The 17393-nt window shown below is 58.5% G+C and carries 10 protein-coding genes and 1 pseudogene; all 11 read right to left on the reverse strand.

Translation table 11 applies throughout. The annotated features are described in order from the left end of the window. The 11 genes and pseudogenes from LKX83_RS03015 to LKX83_RS03060 all read right to left on the reverse strand — a co-directional run bounded on the left by LKX83_RS03015 (position 1) and on the right by LKX83_RS03060 (position 17324). On the reverse strand, positions 1-867 hold the full coding sequence (locus LKX83_RS03015; protein ID WP_227880695.1) for a carbohydrate ABC transporter permease: 867 nt from the start codon (positions 865-867) through the stop codon (positions 1-3). Positions 868-873: 6 nt separating this feature from the next. Beyond that, positions 874-1782, reverse strand: a complete 909-nt coding sequence (locus LKX83_RS03020; protein ID WP_227880812.1) for a carbohydrate ABC transporter permease — start codon at positions 1780-1782, stop codon at positions 874-876. Between the two features lie 34 nt (positions 1783-1816). Continuing rightward, entirely contained in the window at positions 1817-4783 is a 2967-nt protein-coding gene (locus LKX83_RS03025; RefSeq protein WP_227880696.1) for an extracellular solute-binding protein, read from the reverse strand. A 308-nt stretch (positions 4784-5091) separates the two neighbouring features. Beyond that, a pseudogene (locus LKX83_RS34680) lies at positions 5092-5217 on the reverse strand (transposase); the annotation flags it as partial. 642 nt (positions 5218-5859) lie between these two features. Then, positions 5860-7476, reverse strand: a complete 1617-nt coding sequence (locus tag LKX83_RS03030) for a glycoside hydrolase family 43 protein (protein WP_227880697.1) — start codon at positions 7474-7476, stop codon at positions 5860-5862. A gap of 15 nt (positions 7477-7491) precedes the next feature. Then, on the reverse strand, positions 7492-9135 hold the full coding sequence (locus LKX83_RS03035; RefSeq protein WP_227880698.1) for a response regulator: 1644 nt from the start codon (positions 9133-9135) through the stop codon (positions 7492-7494). Continuing rightward, positions 9110-10873: a sensor histidine kinase gene (locus tag LKX83_RS03040; protein WP_227880699.1), complete on the reverse strand. Its 1764-nt coding sequence runs from the start codon at positions 10871-10873 to the stop codon at positions 9110-9112. Before LKX83_RS03040 ends, LKX83_RS03035 begins: the two co-directional genes overlap by 26 nt. Positions 10874-10901: 28 nt before the next feature. After that, the gene (locus tag LKX83_RS03045) at positions 10902-12587 is read right to left on the reverse strand and encodes an extracellular solute-binding protein (protein WP_227880700.1); all 1686 of its coding nucleotides are present in this window, start codon (positions 12585-12587) and stop codon (positions 10902-10904) included. 305 nt (positions 12588-12892) lie between these two features. Then, complete coding sequence (locus tag LKX83_RS03050; protein ID WP_304518290.1) at positions 12893-14914, reverse strand: YjhG/YagF family D-xylonate dehydratase; 2022 nt, start codon at positions 14912-14914, stop codon at positions 12893-12895. Positions 14915-14932: 18 nt separating this feature from the next. Further along, complete coding sequence (gene gucD / locus LKX83_RS03055; protein WP_227880701.1) at positions 14933-16405, reverse strand: alpha-ketoglutaric semialdehyde dehydrogenase GucD; 1473 nt, start codon at positions 16403-16405, stop codon at positions 14933-14935. Between the two features lie 13 nt (positions 16406-16418). After that, positions 16419-17324: a fumarylacetoacetate hydrolase family protein gene (locus tag LKX83_RS03060; RefSeq protein WP_227880702.1), complete on the reverse strand. Its 906-nt coding sequence runs from the start codon at positions 17322-17324 to the stop codon at positions 16419-16421. Positions 17325-17393: the final 69 nt, after the last annotated feature.

Here is a 17393-nt window from a genome sequence, read left to right on the forward strand (position 1 = left end):
CTACTCCTTCATCCCGGAACTGGTCATCGTCTGGATGATGCTGCTCTGGGAAACGATGAAGATGGCGACGGGAACGATCATCATGAACAACGCGACCGCCGCTCCGGGGCCCGCCCGGACGATTCCGCCCTGTATGATCTGTCCAAGCGCATAGGGCAACGGCTTCAACTGCTCGCTATAGATGAAGCTGCCGCCCGACGTTCCCCATAGCGCTTGGAAGGACAAGATGATCAGCGTCAACCAGGCCGGCTTGACCAGCGGCATGACGATCCGGAAGAAGATCCGGTATTCGCTCGCGCCGTCGATCTTGGCGGCTTCTAACAAGGCATCGGGAATTTGCTCCATGAATTGCTTCATTAAATAGAGGCCGAGCGAAGCGGCGAATGCCGGCACGATAATCGCCGCGTAGCTGTTGATCCAGCCAAGCCGGGACATGATGACGTAGTTCGGGATGTTCGTTACCTTCGGCGAGAACATCAGCGACAGGACGACGATCGAGAACAGCAGCCTGCCGCCGGGAAAACGGTGCTTGGCCAGCGGATAAGCGGCGGCGGAAGCGAACAGCACATGGCCGGCCGTTCCCGCGAGCGTGATGAAGATCGTATTGAAGACATAGCGGCTGAACGGCACCCACGAATTGGACATCAAATGAAACAGATCGGCGAAATTGGTAAGCGTCGGGTGCCGTACCAGCAACGTCGGCGGGAACAAGAACAGCTCGTTCAATGGCTTCAGGGCGTTGCTCACCGTGAAGACGAGCGGAATGACCATGAAGGCGGCGAACACGGCCAGGAACAGAGTCAGGAACAGATCCCCCGTGAACGAACGGTTCAATCGTTTTTGGTTGCCGGTGGATATTGTGCTCATCGGGAATCAATCGCCTACTTTCCTCAGCAGTTTTTGCACGACGATGTTCGACCCGACCATCACGATGAACAGCATGGTAGCGATTGCCGAAGCATACCCCATTTCGAAGCGAATCGAGCCGTAATCTTCCAGATGCGTGACGATCGTATGGGCCGCGTAGTTGACGCTTGGGAAGCCCGCTAACTGCGTCGAGACATCGGCGACCGCGAACGACGCGGTGATTTGCATGACCGCGCCGAACATGAGCTGCGGGCGCATGGACGGGAGCGTGATGAACCACAACTCTTGCCAGCGGTTGCGAATGCCGTCTACGGCGCCGGCTTCGAACAACGTGCGGTCCACCGTCTGCAAGCCTGCGATGAATGCGAGGAAGCCGACTCCCAAGCTCAGCCACAGCTGAACGAGCAGCACGATCCAGAGCACGTATTGTTCGTTCTTCAAGAAGATGATGGGTTGTTGTATGATGCCAAGATCGAGCAGGAAGCCGTTGACGTACCCGTAACGGTCGCCGGAGAAGATGATTTGCCAGATGAAGAAAACATTCCCCGAGATGGACGGCGCGTAGAAGAACAGGGTCATCAGCGCTCTCGTCCTCGGCTTCAGCTCGTTGACCAGCCAGGCAAACACGAAGCACATCAGATAGCTTAGCGGCCCGACGATGCCTGCGAACAGGAATGTGTTCTTCACGGCGATGAGGAAGACCTCGTCTTCCAAGAACATGCGGGTATAATTGTGCCAACCCACCCACTTCGGGAACTCGAGCAAGTTAAAGCTAGTGAAGCTGATCACGATCGCTATCAATACCGGCAGCACCGTAAAAAGCAGGAACAAGATCGTGTACGGCGCCAACAGCACATAGGAATGCCTGTGCTTTTTCGCTTCCAGCAACCGCCATCTCAGCGCGGAAGGCAACATCGAACGCGCCGCCTGCTCCTGCCGGGAAGGCCCTTCAATTTCCGCCCTGTCCATCGACTGCTCCCTCCGATCCGCTTCCATTCAATCCGAATTCCTTCCGCTTGCTCGCGATCTCGTTGTTCATGAAGATGACTTGATCGTAGAGGGCATCCCGCGGGTTTAGGCCCGCGTTGACGGCCCTTCGGAAGGCGTTGTCGAGAATCCGTCCCGTGAAGTAGCCGCCGGGCACTTCGGGAATCCCCTTCACCCATTTCTGCTGCTCGGCCAACGTCTTGTAATCCTCGACCGGCCACGGCAGGTCGGACAACGCTTGCAGATTCGCCGTCGGATAGCGGGCGGATTCGCCCATCAAGCTTTCCATTTCGCGGCCGTACTGCACCTGCGTCTTCTCGTCGGTCCACCATTTCATGAATTCCCAGGCCGCCTGCTTCTCCTTGGCCGCCTTCAGCATCATGACTGCCGAGCCGTAGCTGGCCACCGAATGGTCCACGGAGCCGTCGTCCTTCTTCGTGCCCGGAACGAGCGTGAAGCCCCACTGGCCGCGAATTTCCGGCGCGAACACCGACAGCGTGTTGTAGGTCGTATAGGCGGCGAAGCCTAGCGGCACTTCGCCGAGCCGGAACCGGTTCACGAAGTCGTAGTCGATCGGGAACTTATAGTCGGTATACAGGTCCGTCAATTGCTTGAACGCGGACATGCCGATTTCGCTGTCGAGGTCGCTAGCCGAGCCGTCCGGTTTGTAGAAGCTGCCTCCGTGCTGGTAGAGGAATGTAGCGAAGGCGTCGTTGATCGGCAAAGCGCCTGCCTGTTGCGCCGTCGAGCTGACGATCGGCAGGCCGAAGTCCATGTTGTTCTTCTTGAGGAACGGAATGAGCTTATAGACGTCGTCCCAAGTCTTGGGCACCTTGAGGCCTAGCTCCTCCAGAATGTCCTTCCTGTAGAAGAGGACGTCGAAGACCTGCTGCTCCGGCAAGGCGTAGACGCCTCCGTTGTAGCGGTACGGGACCGAGGCGCTGTCGGCGAACCGCTTCGCGACGTCCGCGTAATCCGGGAATCGGCTGATGTCGTATACGGCACCGCGCATGGCGTAATTGATCGGATCGCCGTTGCCGACCATCATGGCGACGTCGGGCCCTTGCCCGGCCAGCGTCGCGGACAGCAGTACGCTCATGTCGACGAGTTTCAGATCGACGCCGATGTTCTTGTCCGGCGTGAACGAATCGTCGACCATCATCTTGATGACCTGGGCCTGATCGCGCCCGGCTCCGATCCAGACGGTGATCTTCTTGCCGTCCTTGGCCGTACTGCCGATCGAGTTGTAATCCTCGATGAACGAATATCCGAAGGAAGCCAGGTTATGCTCGACGGATGCCCAGAGCCCCTTGGTCGGGCTCGGCATCTTCCGGTCCGGACTGGATACGACCAAGTAGTCGACTTGCAGCGGCATTTCCCGAACCGTCAGCAGCCAACTGCCGAGCGAGCCGAGATCGAGCTTGAACTGCTTCAGGTTTTTCGGGATCGTCTCCGGATCGTCCGCGAACCTGCGAAGCTCATCCGCCATCAGGTAGAGAATCGACGTCTTGTCGCTCTTCTCTCCCGTGAGCCCCTTCAGCTTCTCGGCCACCGTATAGACGATATCGCTCTGCTTCCGGAAGATCTCGGGGATCTCCGGCAGCCGCTTGCCCAGCTGATAATCCCGAATCGGGTCGGGATCGGCGGACGTGATGACGATGATTTTCCGGTACATCCGGTTCAATTCCATCATGCTGGATTGAACGCTGCGAACGAGCGCGGACACTTCGCCAAGATCGGCCTCGAGCCTGATGGAATGCTTGCCTTTCGTCAAGTAGAACAGGTAGGGCTCCTTCTCTTTCCCCTCCCCCTTCTCCTGTCCCGGAACGAACATCTGCCAATCGGAATTATAATAAAAGGGCAGCGATTCCACTTCTTTAAAAGGCACGGCCCCATCGACATAGAGCTTCCGGTTGGAATAAATGCCTCTCAATTGATCCTGGCGAACCTTCAGTCCCAACTCGTAAAGGCCGTCCTCCGGTACTTCGACCTCCCACTCGATCCATTGGCCCGGCAGCTTCCAGTTCGTTCCGCCGATCGTATTGAGGCGGATCTTGGACGCGCTGTAAGGCTCGGTCGCCGGACTGGAGTGGTCCGCCACCGGGAAGAGCGTCGGCGAGGACTTGTATGCGGCATGCTCGGCCTGAACCTTGACGGCGACGCCTTGCGCCTTCGCATACCCCTTGGCTTCGTATTGCCTCTGAATCTCGGCGTAGGACGTCAATTCCGGTTCTTGATAGAGCTCGATATAATCGATGACCATCGGCTCCCGGAGACCCGTTAAAGTCAACGTATGATCGCCTTTGGCGAAGAAAAAGCGGAAAGGCTCGGCGTAGAGCCCCTGCGGATCCTTAAAGGGCTCTTCCAGCCATGCCGGTATCTCCTCCTGGCTGGGCCGGATCTCATTGCCGCGGTTATCCTTCTTGAACGCCTCCGTCGCGTTGCGCCACACTCGGTCGAACGTAAGGGAAGACGCTTCATCGAACGGGACCTTGCCGTCGATGGAGAGCTTGCGCTCGATCGCCGCGCTCTTGCCCGGGGCCGTGTAGTAACGCAGCTTCAGCTGATACAGCCCCTCCGACGGAACGTTAAAGCGCCACGTCACCGATCCGGAATCGCCGGTACGCAAAACGTTGCCTTCCGCGCCCTCGTAATCCTGCAAGATTTGACAATCGCACCCGTCTGCCGTGGAGTAGGACTCGCCCTTGATCCGGACCGGCTCCAACGGCCTGGCCGCTTCTGTGATGGGGTTGAGGTAGTTCTGGTAGCTTCCTTGCGAGTAAGCCTGCAGCTTATCCAATTCCGGAACGAGATTCGCGTGTATGGATCCGGCGGACGAGCCCGACATATACCAGGTCAACAGGCCGGCGACAACGAGGGTCCAACACGCGGGCTTAAAGTACCGATGACGCAGAAGACGCTTCAACACAATAGGTATCACTCTCTTTCGTCTACGATATCCGAATGGCACAAACCGTCGTGCCTCGATTGTAAAACCGGACACCGCTTCCAACAATCCGCGAGATTATACCCGATAACCCTAGCAACGATATCTCTTAGCGGAAGGATACCAAGTAAAAACGGCACCGCCGTCTTCCTGGACGGCGGCAGGGTTTTATCGGAGACCCTTTTAAAGATCTCAAATGCAAGTCTGTTCACGCGACAGACAGCTCTCCAGACAGCTCTCCTTAATCCCAAAACGTCGAAAACAAGAAAGGGCGGTGTTTGGGGAGATGATCCCTGCACCGCCATTTCTCGCTTTCGATTCACTGCTTCCTTCTTCAACAAAAGATGGGCAAGCAAAAGCCATCCGACCTCCAAGCTTACCTTCGGCAAGACGCAAAGCAGAAAACGCCGGAATCCGCTTTCCGTGTTGCCTACCCCGCATCCGGCGATTTAGATGCAAATGTACATCTAGTTTTGCTATATTCCTGCTTAACGGTCATTTAGTTGCAATTGTACAACTAATTAATCCATTTTCTGCTAATAGGACGGATTTCCGCTAAATTAGATGTACTTTTACAAGTAAATCGCTCCACCCTCCCGAAATGGCCCCAAATAGATGTACGAATGCAACTAATATACTGAGCGACCCCGAACCGAGCGCAAACAAGGAACCGATTGGCTTACACTAGTGGCGAACCATCGGCCGGAATCGGACGAATTTGCACCAAGACCCAACTGAGTCATTCGAAACCAGCTTCGCAAATAGCCATGCGTCCGAGGCGGCCGTCATGAGTGGAAAGATCGTCAATTGATGTCAATGAAGCCGCATTTAAAACCGCGCTGCCGACTCTCGGGTCCCCATACAACCTTATGAGATAGCCTCTTCTAAACGGCAAGTAAAACCAGCTCCGCCGTCCTCAGATGATGGCGGCACGTTTTTATCGAAGGTCATACAGAAATGGATAGGGCTAAAACTTATACATTCTGTATGACGGACAAGAAAAGCGGCCGTTCGGGAATCTGAACTCCCGAACGGCCGCTCTATACGCTGGAATTGTCTTACTCGCCGAACCGCCAATCGCCAAGCTTGAACAATCGGCTTCCGGGCTTGCCTCGGAAGACGAAGTAGATGTCGCGCACGCCTTCGGCGCCCGCGATTTCCGCCTTCGCTTCGATCCAATCCGAAGCCGGCGCTTGCGGAACGGAGAGCGTTCCGACGAGCTTGCCGTCCGGCTGGTCGAGGCGAAGCTCGATGGCGGCCGGTTCGCTTGCCGAGGATACGTCCGCATGGAAGGCGGAAGCCCCCTTCGAGCCGAAGTCGACCTTCGACAGGGCCATCCAGTCTCCGTCGTCGATGGCCGTAACCGCCAATCGATCGTTGCCGTCGGATCCGGCGCCGGACGCGGTGCCCGTCTCGACGCCCGCGCTCCATGCCATCGTGCCGCCGGCATGGCGGGTATAGGGATCGAGCGGCTTCAGCTGCGGAACGCCCCCGTAATCCGCCAGCACTTCTTGGATCGTACCGTCCGCGTTAAAATCGATCTTGTTCAAATGGGTCGACCGGTATCCTTGCGGAACGCCTATGGCATTGGATAGCGTCTGCGCGTGATAGGCGATGTACCAGTCCTTGCCGAATTGGAAAATGGCGTGATGGTTGTTCCCGCCTACGCCGAAGAAGAAGCCCGGATTCTTCAGAATCGTGCCGCGGTACGTCCACGGCCCCGTCGGATGACTGCTCGTCATGTAGGCGATCTCTCCTCCGGACGGACTCCCTTCCGGCCGAGCTCCGCCGTAGAAGTTCGAGCAGTACGTGTAGTAATAGATTCCGTTGCGCTTGTTGATGCCGGAGTCCTCGAACATGAACGGCGCGGGAATGACGGCGGCTTCGCCCGCGACGCTCGTCATGTCGGCCCCGAGCTGCATGACGCGCGCGGTGTTCGGCATCTCGTCCTTGCCTTCGGGGACGCCACCGCCGAAATAGAGATAAGCCTTGCCGTCGTCGTCGATGAAGACGGCCGGATCGAACAACCAGGTCACGTCCTCGACGCCGGGCGTCGATCGGGAGACGAGCGCTTGGCCGATTGGATCCGTCCATGGCCCCGTCGGGCTGTCGCTCGTCAGCACGCCGATTCCGCTTGCATTGTTGGCGAAGTAGAGGAAAAACTTGTCTTTGCCGCCGATGACCTTGTGAGCTGCGGCGGGCGCCCACGATTGCGTGGCCCACCTTGCCGCGCCCTCTCTTCCCGCTGCCGGAATTTCGCCATGATCCGTCCAGTTGACGAGATCGTCGGATGAGAAAACCGTGATTTTGTCGATATTGGCGAAGGTGTTGTCCTTCACCTTGCCGGCGTCGTCGTATTCCAGCACGTCGTTCGTCATGTACAAATAGACCCGATCCTTGAATACCAGCGCATACGGATCGGCTCCGAACTTATGGGAGACGAGCGGATTTCCGTTCGGCGGCACCTTGCCGACCGCCGCGGCGATCGGCGTCGATCCAACCGGAGAAGCGGACGGGCTTGGATCTGCGGCGATTTCTTGCGCAGAGCTAGCGGGGCGATTATCGTTCTGGGTCACGGAATGATCCTCCTTGTTTGATTTACAGGTATAGGAATAGACGGCGGCCCCAACGACGAGTATCGCGAAGACGACGTAGGACAGCTTGAATCTAAACATGAATGGACGGCCTCCTTAGCCGATCGGGATGGAATCCCGATACTCCTGCGGCGTCATGCCGGTCGCCTTCTTGAAGAAGCGGGTGAAGGAATGCGCCGCCTCGTAACCGACCGCCGCCGACACCTCGCGCACCTTGATCTCCCCGTCCTTCAGCAGCTCCATCGCCTTGCGGATGCGGCACTGATCGATGTAATCGGACAGATTGATGCCTCGCTCCTGCTTGAAGAACCGGGACAGATAGGTCGGGTTGAAATGATTGATCTCCGCAAGCCGTACCAGGGATAAATCCTCTCCCAAATGCTCGTTGACATAACGGCAAATCCGATCGATCGCGCTGGCTGCCCGTTCCTTCTCATCCAGACGCTTGAGGCTGAAGATGCTGTCCGCAATTCGGGACAGGTACTGAAATCCCTCCCGCATCGATGCATGGTCGTCGAGACGCATCAGTTTGCCGACTTCGCCGATTTGGCCGTGCAGCCCCCAGCGGTTCATATACCCGAACAGCGCGAGCGCGAGCGCATAATACGCTTCTACCGTCCGCTGGACATTCGCATCCGGATGCAGCATGCGGCTTGTCAGATCCTCCAGGCACGCGAAGAATTTCTCCTTGCGGTCCGCCTCCAAATGCGCGGCCATAATCTCCGCCTGGTTCGGAATCAGGCTGTCCTCCGTCGTTTCGAAGGTTTTGCGCGATTCGATATCACATTCGTCGCAATCGGTCAGCACGATGGACAATCCGTCGCCGATTCGGTGCTGCTGCAGTCGGCGAAGCCGTTCGTATTGCGACGTGAGCGTCTCCCACCCGCAGAAAGCGCCGCTGACGGTAATCGACATCGCAAGGCCCAGCGATTCGAGGCAGGATTCCTGAATCAGCTCCAATGTGCCTTCCAAATACCGGATCATATGGTTGGGGAACGCCTCATCGGCCTGTTCGGAGGGCTGGAGCATCCATACCCAATCGCCATTCTTGTCCACAATGCCGACATAGCGGGTCCGTTCCGACAGATACGAGCGCCAGATCAACCGGGAGGCGTTCAGCAACTCGCTTCTCCGGGAATAGGTTATGCCTTCCGGAAACATATAGCGGGAAAGGATCAGCGCGACGGGGGCAAAGGGGTCCAAGGCGATATTCAGTTCGCGGAACTCGTCCCGCAACGCGTCCCGATCCCGGCACAGCTGTTGGCTCTCCTGCAGCAAATGCCGAACGTAATCGCCTTGCGCCATCCATTCGAGCGCGTATTTCTGTTCGCGCGATTGTTCGGCGAGTTCGCTTAACCGGTTATTCCTATTGACGTCCTGAAGCGCTTCTCGCACCGTCTCGATGACCTTATCGTAACCTTCCGTCTTCAGCACATAGCGAGCGTCCGACATTTGGATGGCTTGATACACGTAGTCGAATTCGCTGTAACCGGTAAGGAAGATCACCCTGCATCTCGGCCAGTAAGCTTGAATCTCCTCGCTCAGCTCCAGTCCGCTCTTGCCTGGCATGCGAATATCGGTCAACACGACATCGATCCGGGTTCGCGACATCCAGTCAAGCGCTTCGGCGGCGGAGTAAGCTTTGCAGACGTCCAGCTGATCCGACATAAGCCGCGAGAATACTTCGTAAAGACTATCGGTGATAATCTCTTCGTCATCGACGATCAGCAATCGATACATGTCTCTTCTCCTCTCCCGTCCGGATTCGCACTTCTACCTTGAGCCCGTTCATCTCGCTTCGGGAAAGATAAAGTCCGCTGCTCTCGCCGTAGATGAGCGCGATTCGCCGATGGATATTGATCATGCCCGTCATCTCGTGCGCGTCGGATGCATGGGTCAACCGGTGCTGCAACCGTTCGATTTCGGCCTCGCCGATCGCGCCGTTGTCTTCGACGATGATCCGGGACTCCTCGGCATCCGTTTCGAAGGAAATGCGAAGCCGTCCGTCCTTCGTCATTTTCTCGAGACTATGCTCGTACGCGTTCTCGATCAGGGGCTGAATGATGAGCCGCGGCACCTGGATCGACTCCATCTCCTCCGGCAGCTCTTCGAATTCAACGCGGATTCGCCTAGCAAACCGAAGCTTCTGAATTTCGGTATACATGCGGGAGTGCTTTATCTCCTCCGCCAGCCGGACGTTGTCCTCGCCGTTTCGGGTGATGAAGCGGAAGTATTCACCGAGCATTTGCGTAAATTGCTCGATACGATCCAGATCGCCGGTTTTGGCCAAAGAATTCAAAATGAAGAAGCTGTTGTACAGAAAGTGAGGGTTGATCTGGGACTGCAGCTGCTTCAGCTCCGCCTTCTGCATCATCAGCTTCTGCTTGAAATCCTGATCGATCAGCATCTGAAGCTTCCGAAGCATATGATTGAACCGGTTGTACAGGTATCCGAATTCGTCCTCTTGCTTGTGCTCGATTTGGGTGTTCAAGGCTCCACCTTCCATTCTGCGGAAGCTCTGAATGAGCAGCAGCATCGGCTTGTGCACGTAGCGATACGTGGAATAAGCGTATATGACGACGGCGAGCAGGGACGTAACCGTAAACACCCACGCCCAGATCTCGAACTTGCTTAGCGGCCTGCTGACGTCCTTCTCCGGCAGGTAGGTGGCGACCGATAGCGACAATCGATCGGAATGCGCTTTGTCCAGATGATATCGTTCGCCGTCGACCACCCAGTTGGACGACAGGGCGCTGGAAGCCCGAAGCTCCTCCCCGCCCAACTGGAGCGCAAGATCGGCCTCCTTGTCGCTGCCGAGCGCGAAACCCGGCGAATCCATCAGCAGGAACGAGCGGCTTTCCGGATACATATTGACTTGCCGGAGCGACTCCTTGAGCTTCTCCGTATCCAGTTCGATCTGGACGATATATAGCGGAATTTCGCCTTGGACGCCGGTTTGCTTGGCAGCGCTCAGGTAAAGGCAGCCCTTCCAATGGATCAATTGTCCGGCGCTCTTGTTCGAGAAGGAGCTGAAGTAACGGAAGCTGTCGGCTTCGAAATGGTGCACGGCGCTGCCGGCCGAGATCGTCTTCTGAATGGAACGGATATGGACGGCGACGTCTTTGATGTAGATGCTGCTGCTCTTGAAGGTCGTGAGACGATGAACAAGATAGTTCATTGTAGCCCGCTTTTCGACGTTGTCCATCATCTCCCAGGTGACGGCAAGCCGATTCAATTCGTTGTCGTCGAGAATATCGAATTGTTGGATCTCCATCCATTCGACTTCGCGGTTCAGGTCCTTCAAGTAGTTCGACAATTGGGCCAAAGTCGCGCGCGACAGGTCCTGACTGGCGTTCCTGTAGCTCCAATTATAGAGATACGTGCCCAATGAGATCACCGGGAGGATTACGATCAGATACGTGATGACCAGCTTGACGAAGATGCTTTTGCGGAACGACCGAGCAGGGAATTTAAGCAAGCGAACGCCTCCGATGCATGGTGCCTGTTCAGTTCGTGCGGCTGCCTCTAATGGCATACCATCGGTTGACTTCTTCGGTGATCCGGTCCCCTCCCACCCGGCGCCATTCGTCCACGAAACGATCAAAGTCATCGAGAGGCCGTCCCAGAATGATATTGATGTACGTGTCGTTGAGGAGGTTGTCCAAGATGGATTGCTTCTCGATCATGGTCGGCGTCGGACCTCCGACGAAGCTCTCGTACAGGAGTTGACCGTTCTTCTCGTACCGGTCTAATATGGAGAAAGCGCCCTTGGGACCGTAGGTTCGCTCCCAGCCCCAGCCGTCCATCCGATTCACGCCTCCGGCCTGGTACGTCTCGATGTTCTTCTGAATGGACAAGGCTTCGTCCTTCAGCGCGGAGCCGTTGCCCGTTCGGCGTGCATCGGCCAACTGACGGTATGCGTCCAGGTTCTTCTTCGCCGGAAAAGGCGTGACGGGAGACAACTCCCATGCGGGCAGCGGCGTGCTGTAATAGGTTTTGTAATCGGCCGTCTCCCCCCAATTCTTCTCCAGATGAAGGTTGATCAGCTTCACGATGGCTTCGGGATGCGGATAATCCTGTCGGACGACCCAGAACTGGCTCGTGCTGAACGGCAGCGGCACCTTCGGCGGCTCGCCCGACTCTGAGACAATAGGGAAAGCTTGCCAATCGGCGTTCGGATCCCGCTCGGCGCTCCCCTGAACCCAGAAGGAGCTCCATTGTTGTCCGTATACCATCCCGATCTTACCGGCCGTCACGTCGTCGCGCACCTTCAGGCCGTCCTTGATGCCGAATTCGCTATCAATTTGGCCGGACCGATACAGGTCCTGCAGCGCCTTGAGCGCCGTCTTCACTTCCGGCTGAATGCCGCCGAAGACGAGCTTGCCGTCCCCGTCCTTCACCCACAAATTCGGATACGCCTTGTATCCCGCCATCAATCCCGATACGCCTGCAACGGGGTCGAACAAATAACTGGTCATGCCGAGGCCATAGGTATCGTTCTTGCCGTTGCGATCGGGGTCGCCTTCTGTAAACGCTTTCGAAATGACGAGGACGTCAGCCATCGTCTTCGGAGGCTGCAGCCCCAGCGTCTTCAGCCAGTCCGTCCGGATCCATAGGAAGTTGGCGCCTTCAATGGAGGAGGAGATATCCGGAATCCCCATCAGCTTGCCGTCAAGCGTCGCCGCTTCGAATGGGCTGCTCCCTTCTTGGCCGAGCGTCCTCTTGGCGAACGGGGTTGCGTATTGATCGTAGACGGTCGTCAGGTCTTGAATCTTCCCGGCAATGTACAACTGCCGCAGCTGCCGCGCATCCACGCGGACGACGTCCGGGATATCCCCCGAAGCGAGAGCGACGCCCATCTTCTGGAAGAACAAGTTGCCCTTCGCCGTCCAAACGTACTTTACCTTGATCCCGAGTACTTGCTCGTACAACCGGCTCCAGCGGTTATCCTCCAGCGTCTCGCCCAGCATGCCGAGCAAGTTGTCCAGATCGTCGCTCGTTTGCCGGGCGAAGGTGAGCTCAACCGGCGATGCGTACCGGCTTAGACCCGGTTCCGAATAAGAAGTCGCGCCTTGCTTGTCGGATGACTCCGGATTCGATACCGCATGGCCGCTCTGAAAACAGGAGGACCCAAGAATTACTAGCGAGATGGCGGGCAAAATGGACTTAGCCATCGATTTGACCTTGTTCATGACAAGCCCCCCGGAATGATTTCGGCGAATCAGTGAGGTTCTTTGAAGAGGTGCTATCCTCCATGATGCAAGACTCGAATCCGCGAGATCAAGAGCCAATTGTTGATTTCGTTACCGATTCTTTACCTGTTCTACATGGCCAAAGCGGCGGGGAGCTCCTCTTGAATACTTGATCTTCAGGTGTCTAGCCCGCTAACCAAATAAGAATAGAGATGGAAAAACAAATAACCTCCGTCGTCTCAGAGGCCCACATAAGTTGGACTTTTAAACTACGGAGGTTTGTGAGGAACCTGAACTTACGAGCTCTATTGACCGACTTTGCCGCCGAGCCGAGATGCCGCCGCCCCGGCGGCCTCGGCCGCGAGCGTCCGCATGCCAGCCTCCAACGTCTTGACGATCCGATCCGTGTCATAGACGCATCCCTTCCACGTTCCCCCGCTGGCAGCCTGAAGCGCGGCCCACAGCCGCGTATCGTCCGGCAGGTTCGGATCGGCCGCCAGACCGGTATGCGGCTCCCTCGCGTTCAGAATGGCCGTGCCGGTCTCATATGAATCCGGCTCCTTCCCGCACCCGACCATATCGATCCGGCCTTCCAGCTTGCGAGTGTCGATACGGATATCGACCCAATCGCCGTCCCGCAGTTTGCCTACAGGCCCGCCTGCCAACGCCTCGGGTCCGATATGGCCGATGCAGGCCCCCGTCGATACGCCGGAGAACCGGGCATCGGTGAGCAGCGACACCCGCTTGCCGAACGATAGATGCTTCAGCGCCGAAGTCAATTGATAAGTCTCCTCCATCCCGGTTCCGGAAGGTCCGCGTCCGATCAGCGCCATGATGTCGCCGGCGGCGATGTTCCCGGTTTTGATCGCGCGAATGGCATCGCGCTCCGCCGTAAAAACCTTCACTCGGCCGACGTGTCGGAATACGCCCTCGGCGTCAAGAACCGAAGGATCGAGCGCGGTCGATTTGACAACGGAGCCCTCCGGCGCCAAATTGCCGGTCGGGAACGTAACGGTTGGCGCCAGACCGGCTGCGCGCGCGCGGTCCGGATCGTAGATGACGCTGTCCGGATCGATCCCTTCCTTCTCGGATAACCATTTCCTCATTCGGCTGCGCCGCTCGGACGTCTCCCACCAGTCCAGCACCGCGCTCAACCGAACCCCGGTCGCCGTGAGCGCGCTCTCGTCCAAAACGCCGAGCCGGCGCAAATGCAGCATTACCTCCGGTACGCCGCCCGCCAGGAATACGCGCACGGTCGGATGCGGCACAGGACCGTTCGGCAATACGCTGACCAGGCGCGGGACGCTGCGGTTCACTGCCGTCCATTCTCCGACATCCGGAACGCGAAGATTCGCCGCCTGTGCGATCGCGGGAACGTGCAGCAACAAATTGGTCGAGCCGCCGAAGGCCGCATGGACGGCCATGGCGTTGCGGATGGAGGCGTCCGTCAGCAGGTCGCCCAAAGTCAAGCCTTGCTCCGCCAGCGACATGGCCGCGCGGGCGGATTGTCGCGCCATCGCCGTCCAAACCGGCTGGCCCGACGGCGCGAGCGCGGCATGCGGCACCGTCAGTCCCATCGCCTCCGCCACGACCTGCGCGGTCCCGGCGGTGCCCAGAAACTGGCATCCGCCGCCCGGCGTTGCGCAAGCGCGGCAGCCGAGATCGGCAGCCTCCTCCAACGACAGTTCGCCGTTCGCGTAGCGGGCGCCGATGGTCTGGATCTTGCCTGCGTCCTCTCCGTGCACCGGTGGAAGCGTAACCCCGCCCGGCACGATAACGCCCGGCAGATTCTTCATGCCGGCGAGCGCCAACATCATGGCGGGCAGTCCTTTGTCGCAGGTGGCCACCCCCAGAACGGCTTGGCGCGTCGGCAGCGAACGAATCAATCGCCGCATGACCATCGCCGCGTCATTGCGGTAAGGCAGCGAGTCGAACATCCCCGCCGTGCCTTGCGACCGGCCGTCGCACGGATCGCTGACATGGCCGGCGAACGGGATGTTCCCGGCTTTCGCGATCTCCTCCGCGGCGGCTCTCATGAGCAGGCCGATCTCCCAATGGCCGGTATGATAGCCGAGCGCCGCCGGCGTTCCGTCTTCATTGCGAATGCCTCCAAGCGTGCCCAGGATGAGGATCTCGCGCCCCCGCAACCGGTCCGGCCGCCAGCCCATCCCTACGTTCTGGGTCCAGCCGAACAGATCGCCGCTCGGCGAATTCAGCAGAAGCTCGGGCGTAAGCGGCAGCTTGCCCGAAGGTCCGGGCGCGTTCGTCTCCACCTGAAAATACGTCTCGTCGTCCGGTCCCATGACGTCCCGCAGCCATCCGTCCATGGCCTCTCTCCTCCCTCCTCAGGGTTTGACGAACACCGTCTTTACCGCCGTGTAGAACTCGATCGCCGCTTGCCCCTGCTCGCGCGAGTGGGAGCTGGATCCCTTCATTCCGCCGAACGGCGCCTGCAGCTCGACGCCCGCCGTTTCGGCATTGATGCGGACGAGCCCCGCTTCCGACTCCCGCACGAACGCCAGCGCGCTCGCGAGATCGCGCGTATAGAGCGACGCGCTGAGCCCGAATTCCGTATCGTTCGCAAGCTCGATTGCTTCCTCCAGATCGCGTGCCTCCATCAGCGCCAGCACCGGACCGAAAATCTCTTCCCGCGCGATGGCCATCCCGGGTGTCACCCGGTCGAACACGGCAGGCGTGACGTAGAAGCCGTCCGCAAGCGAGGGATGGCTCGGCCGTTCGCCGCCGACAAGCAGCTCCGCTCCTTCATCTCTGCCTTTGCGGATATAGCCGAGCACCGTTTCGTACTGCTTCTCGCTGGCGCAAGGTCCAAGCCAGGTCTCCGCATCCAGACCGTCGCCGACCGTCAGCGTCTTGATTTTGGCCAGCAGCTTCTCCTTGAACGTCTCGTAAACGTCGCGCACGACGATGACGCGGCTTGTGGCCGTGCACTTCTGGCCCGTCGATCTCAGCCCTCCGCTGATCGTCGCGTCCACCGCAAGGTCAAGATCCGCGTCGGCGGCGATTACGATCGGATTTTTGCCCCCCATCTCCAACTGATATTTCGCGCCGCGCGCCAGCGCGATCTGGCCGACTCGCTTGCCGACCGCGTTGGAGCCTGTGAACGTTACGCCGTGGATGCCGGTATGCTCGGCAATGCCCTGTCCGATCACGGCGCCGTCGCCGACGACCATGTTTACCGTTCCCGCGGGAAACCCGGCCTCATGGAAGCACGCCATCACAAGCGCGGCCGTGACGGCGGTCTCGATCGCCGGCTTCCAAACGACGGTGTTCCCGTAGATCAAAGCCGGCGCCATCTTCCAGAGCGGGATCGCCACCGGGAAATTCCATGGCGAGATCACGCCGACAACGCCGAGCGGAACGCGGGACGTGTACATGAGCGCGTCCGCGTCCGTTGACGGAATGACATCGCCAACCGGACGCATGCCTTCCCCCGCGTAATAGCGAAGGATGGCCGCTCCTCGCGCCGTTTCGCCCTTCGCTTCGCCGATCGTTTTGCCCATTTCGCGGGTCATCGCCCGCCCGATCTCGTCCATGCGGCTCTCCAGCAGATCAGCCGCCTTGAACAGCAGCGCTCCGCGCTGGGCGCCCGTCAGCTTGCGCCAAGCGCGCCGGGCCGCTTCGGCCGCCGCGACCGCCGCATCGAGGTCGGCCCTGTCGGAATCGGGAACAAGCCCGACCGTCTCGCTCCTGCGGGCCGGATTCAAGCTCGGCACTCTGCGGCCGGAAGCCGGCGCGCGCCAGCCGCCGATATAGTTGTCGACCGTTGCCGTCTCGACGTTTTGTTGATGCATGTTCATCGATATCGCCTCCTTAATTACGTGCGAGCTCATGTTCCAATTCGTCCGCATAGACTGCCGTGTTCGCCAACGTGCCGATGCCTTCGATCTCGATTTCGATCCGATCCCCGGACAGCAGGGTGAACTGATTCGGCGGGACGAGACACGTGCCGGTCAGCAGCACGGTCCCGTCGAACACCTCGTTGTCCCGTTTCAGGAAATGGACAAGCTCGTCCAATCGTCGTTTCAGTTGACTGGTGTTCGCTTTCTCGTCGACCACTTTCAACCCGCCCCTGTAGATGCGGCAAGCAATCCCGAGCGCATAGGGGTCCGTCACGGTCTCCGCCAACCGTACGTAAGGCCCGATGGCGCATGAGCGTCTCCAGATTTTGGCTTGCGGCAAGTATAGAGGATTTTGCCCCTCGATATCGCGGCAGCTCATGTCGTTGCCGACCGTATAGCCGACAATCGCGCCCATTCGGTCCAGCACAAGCCCCAGTTCCGCTTCCGGCACCTGCCAGGCGGAGTCGCTTCGCAGGCATACGAAATCGCCGGGTCCGACCGTTCGGGCCGCGGTCGACTTCATGAACAGTTCCGGCCGTTCGGCATCGTACACCTTGTCATAGAAAGTTTCCGTGACCTTTCCGTCTTCAGCGGCTTCGAAATTGCGGGCCTCGCGGCTTCGCTGGTAAGTAACGCCGGCTGCCCATACCTCCGGCGCATCCAGAGGCGCGGTCAGGTCGAGCGAATGCGCCGGAACATCGATACGCAAGCTTTCCCGCAGCCGCGACCGGACAAAATCCGCGGTTGTTTCGCCCGTCTCTCTTGCCAGCCAAACCAACGTCATCAGATCATGCGTTTCCAGCCGATACGCCACGCCATCTTCCGCAAGCGCTGCCAAATACAGATTCATCCCTTCCCGATAACGGAAAATATACATAAGAACGAAACCTCCAATTTGTTTTATATTATAAAACTTCGTTCTTGTATTATGACGCAGAGAGGCACG

This window comes from Cohnella baijiui (genome assembly GCF_020731285.1).
Classification (GTDB): Bacteria; Bacillota; Bacilli; order Paenibacillales; family Paenibacillaceae; genus Cohnella.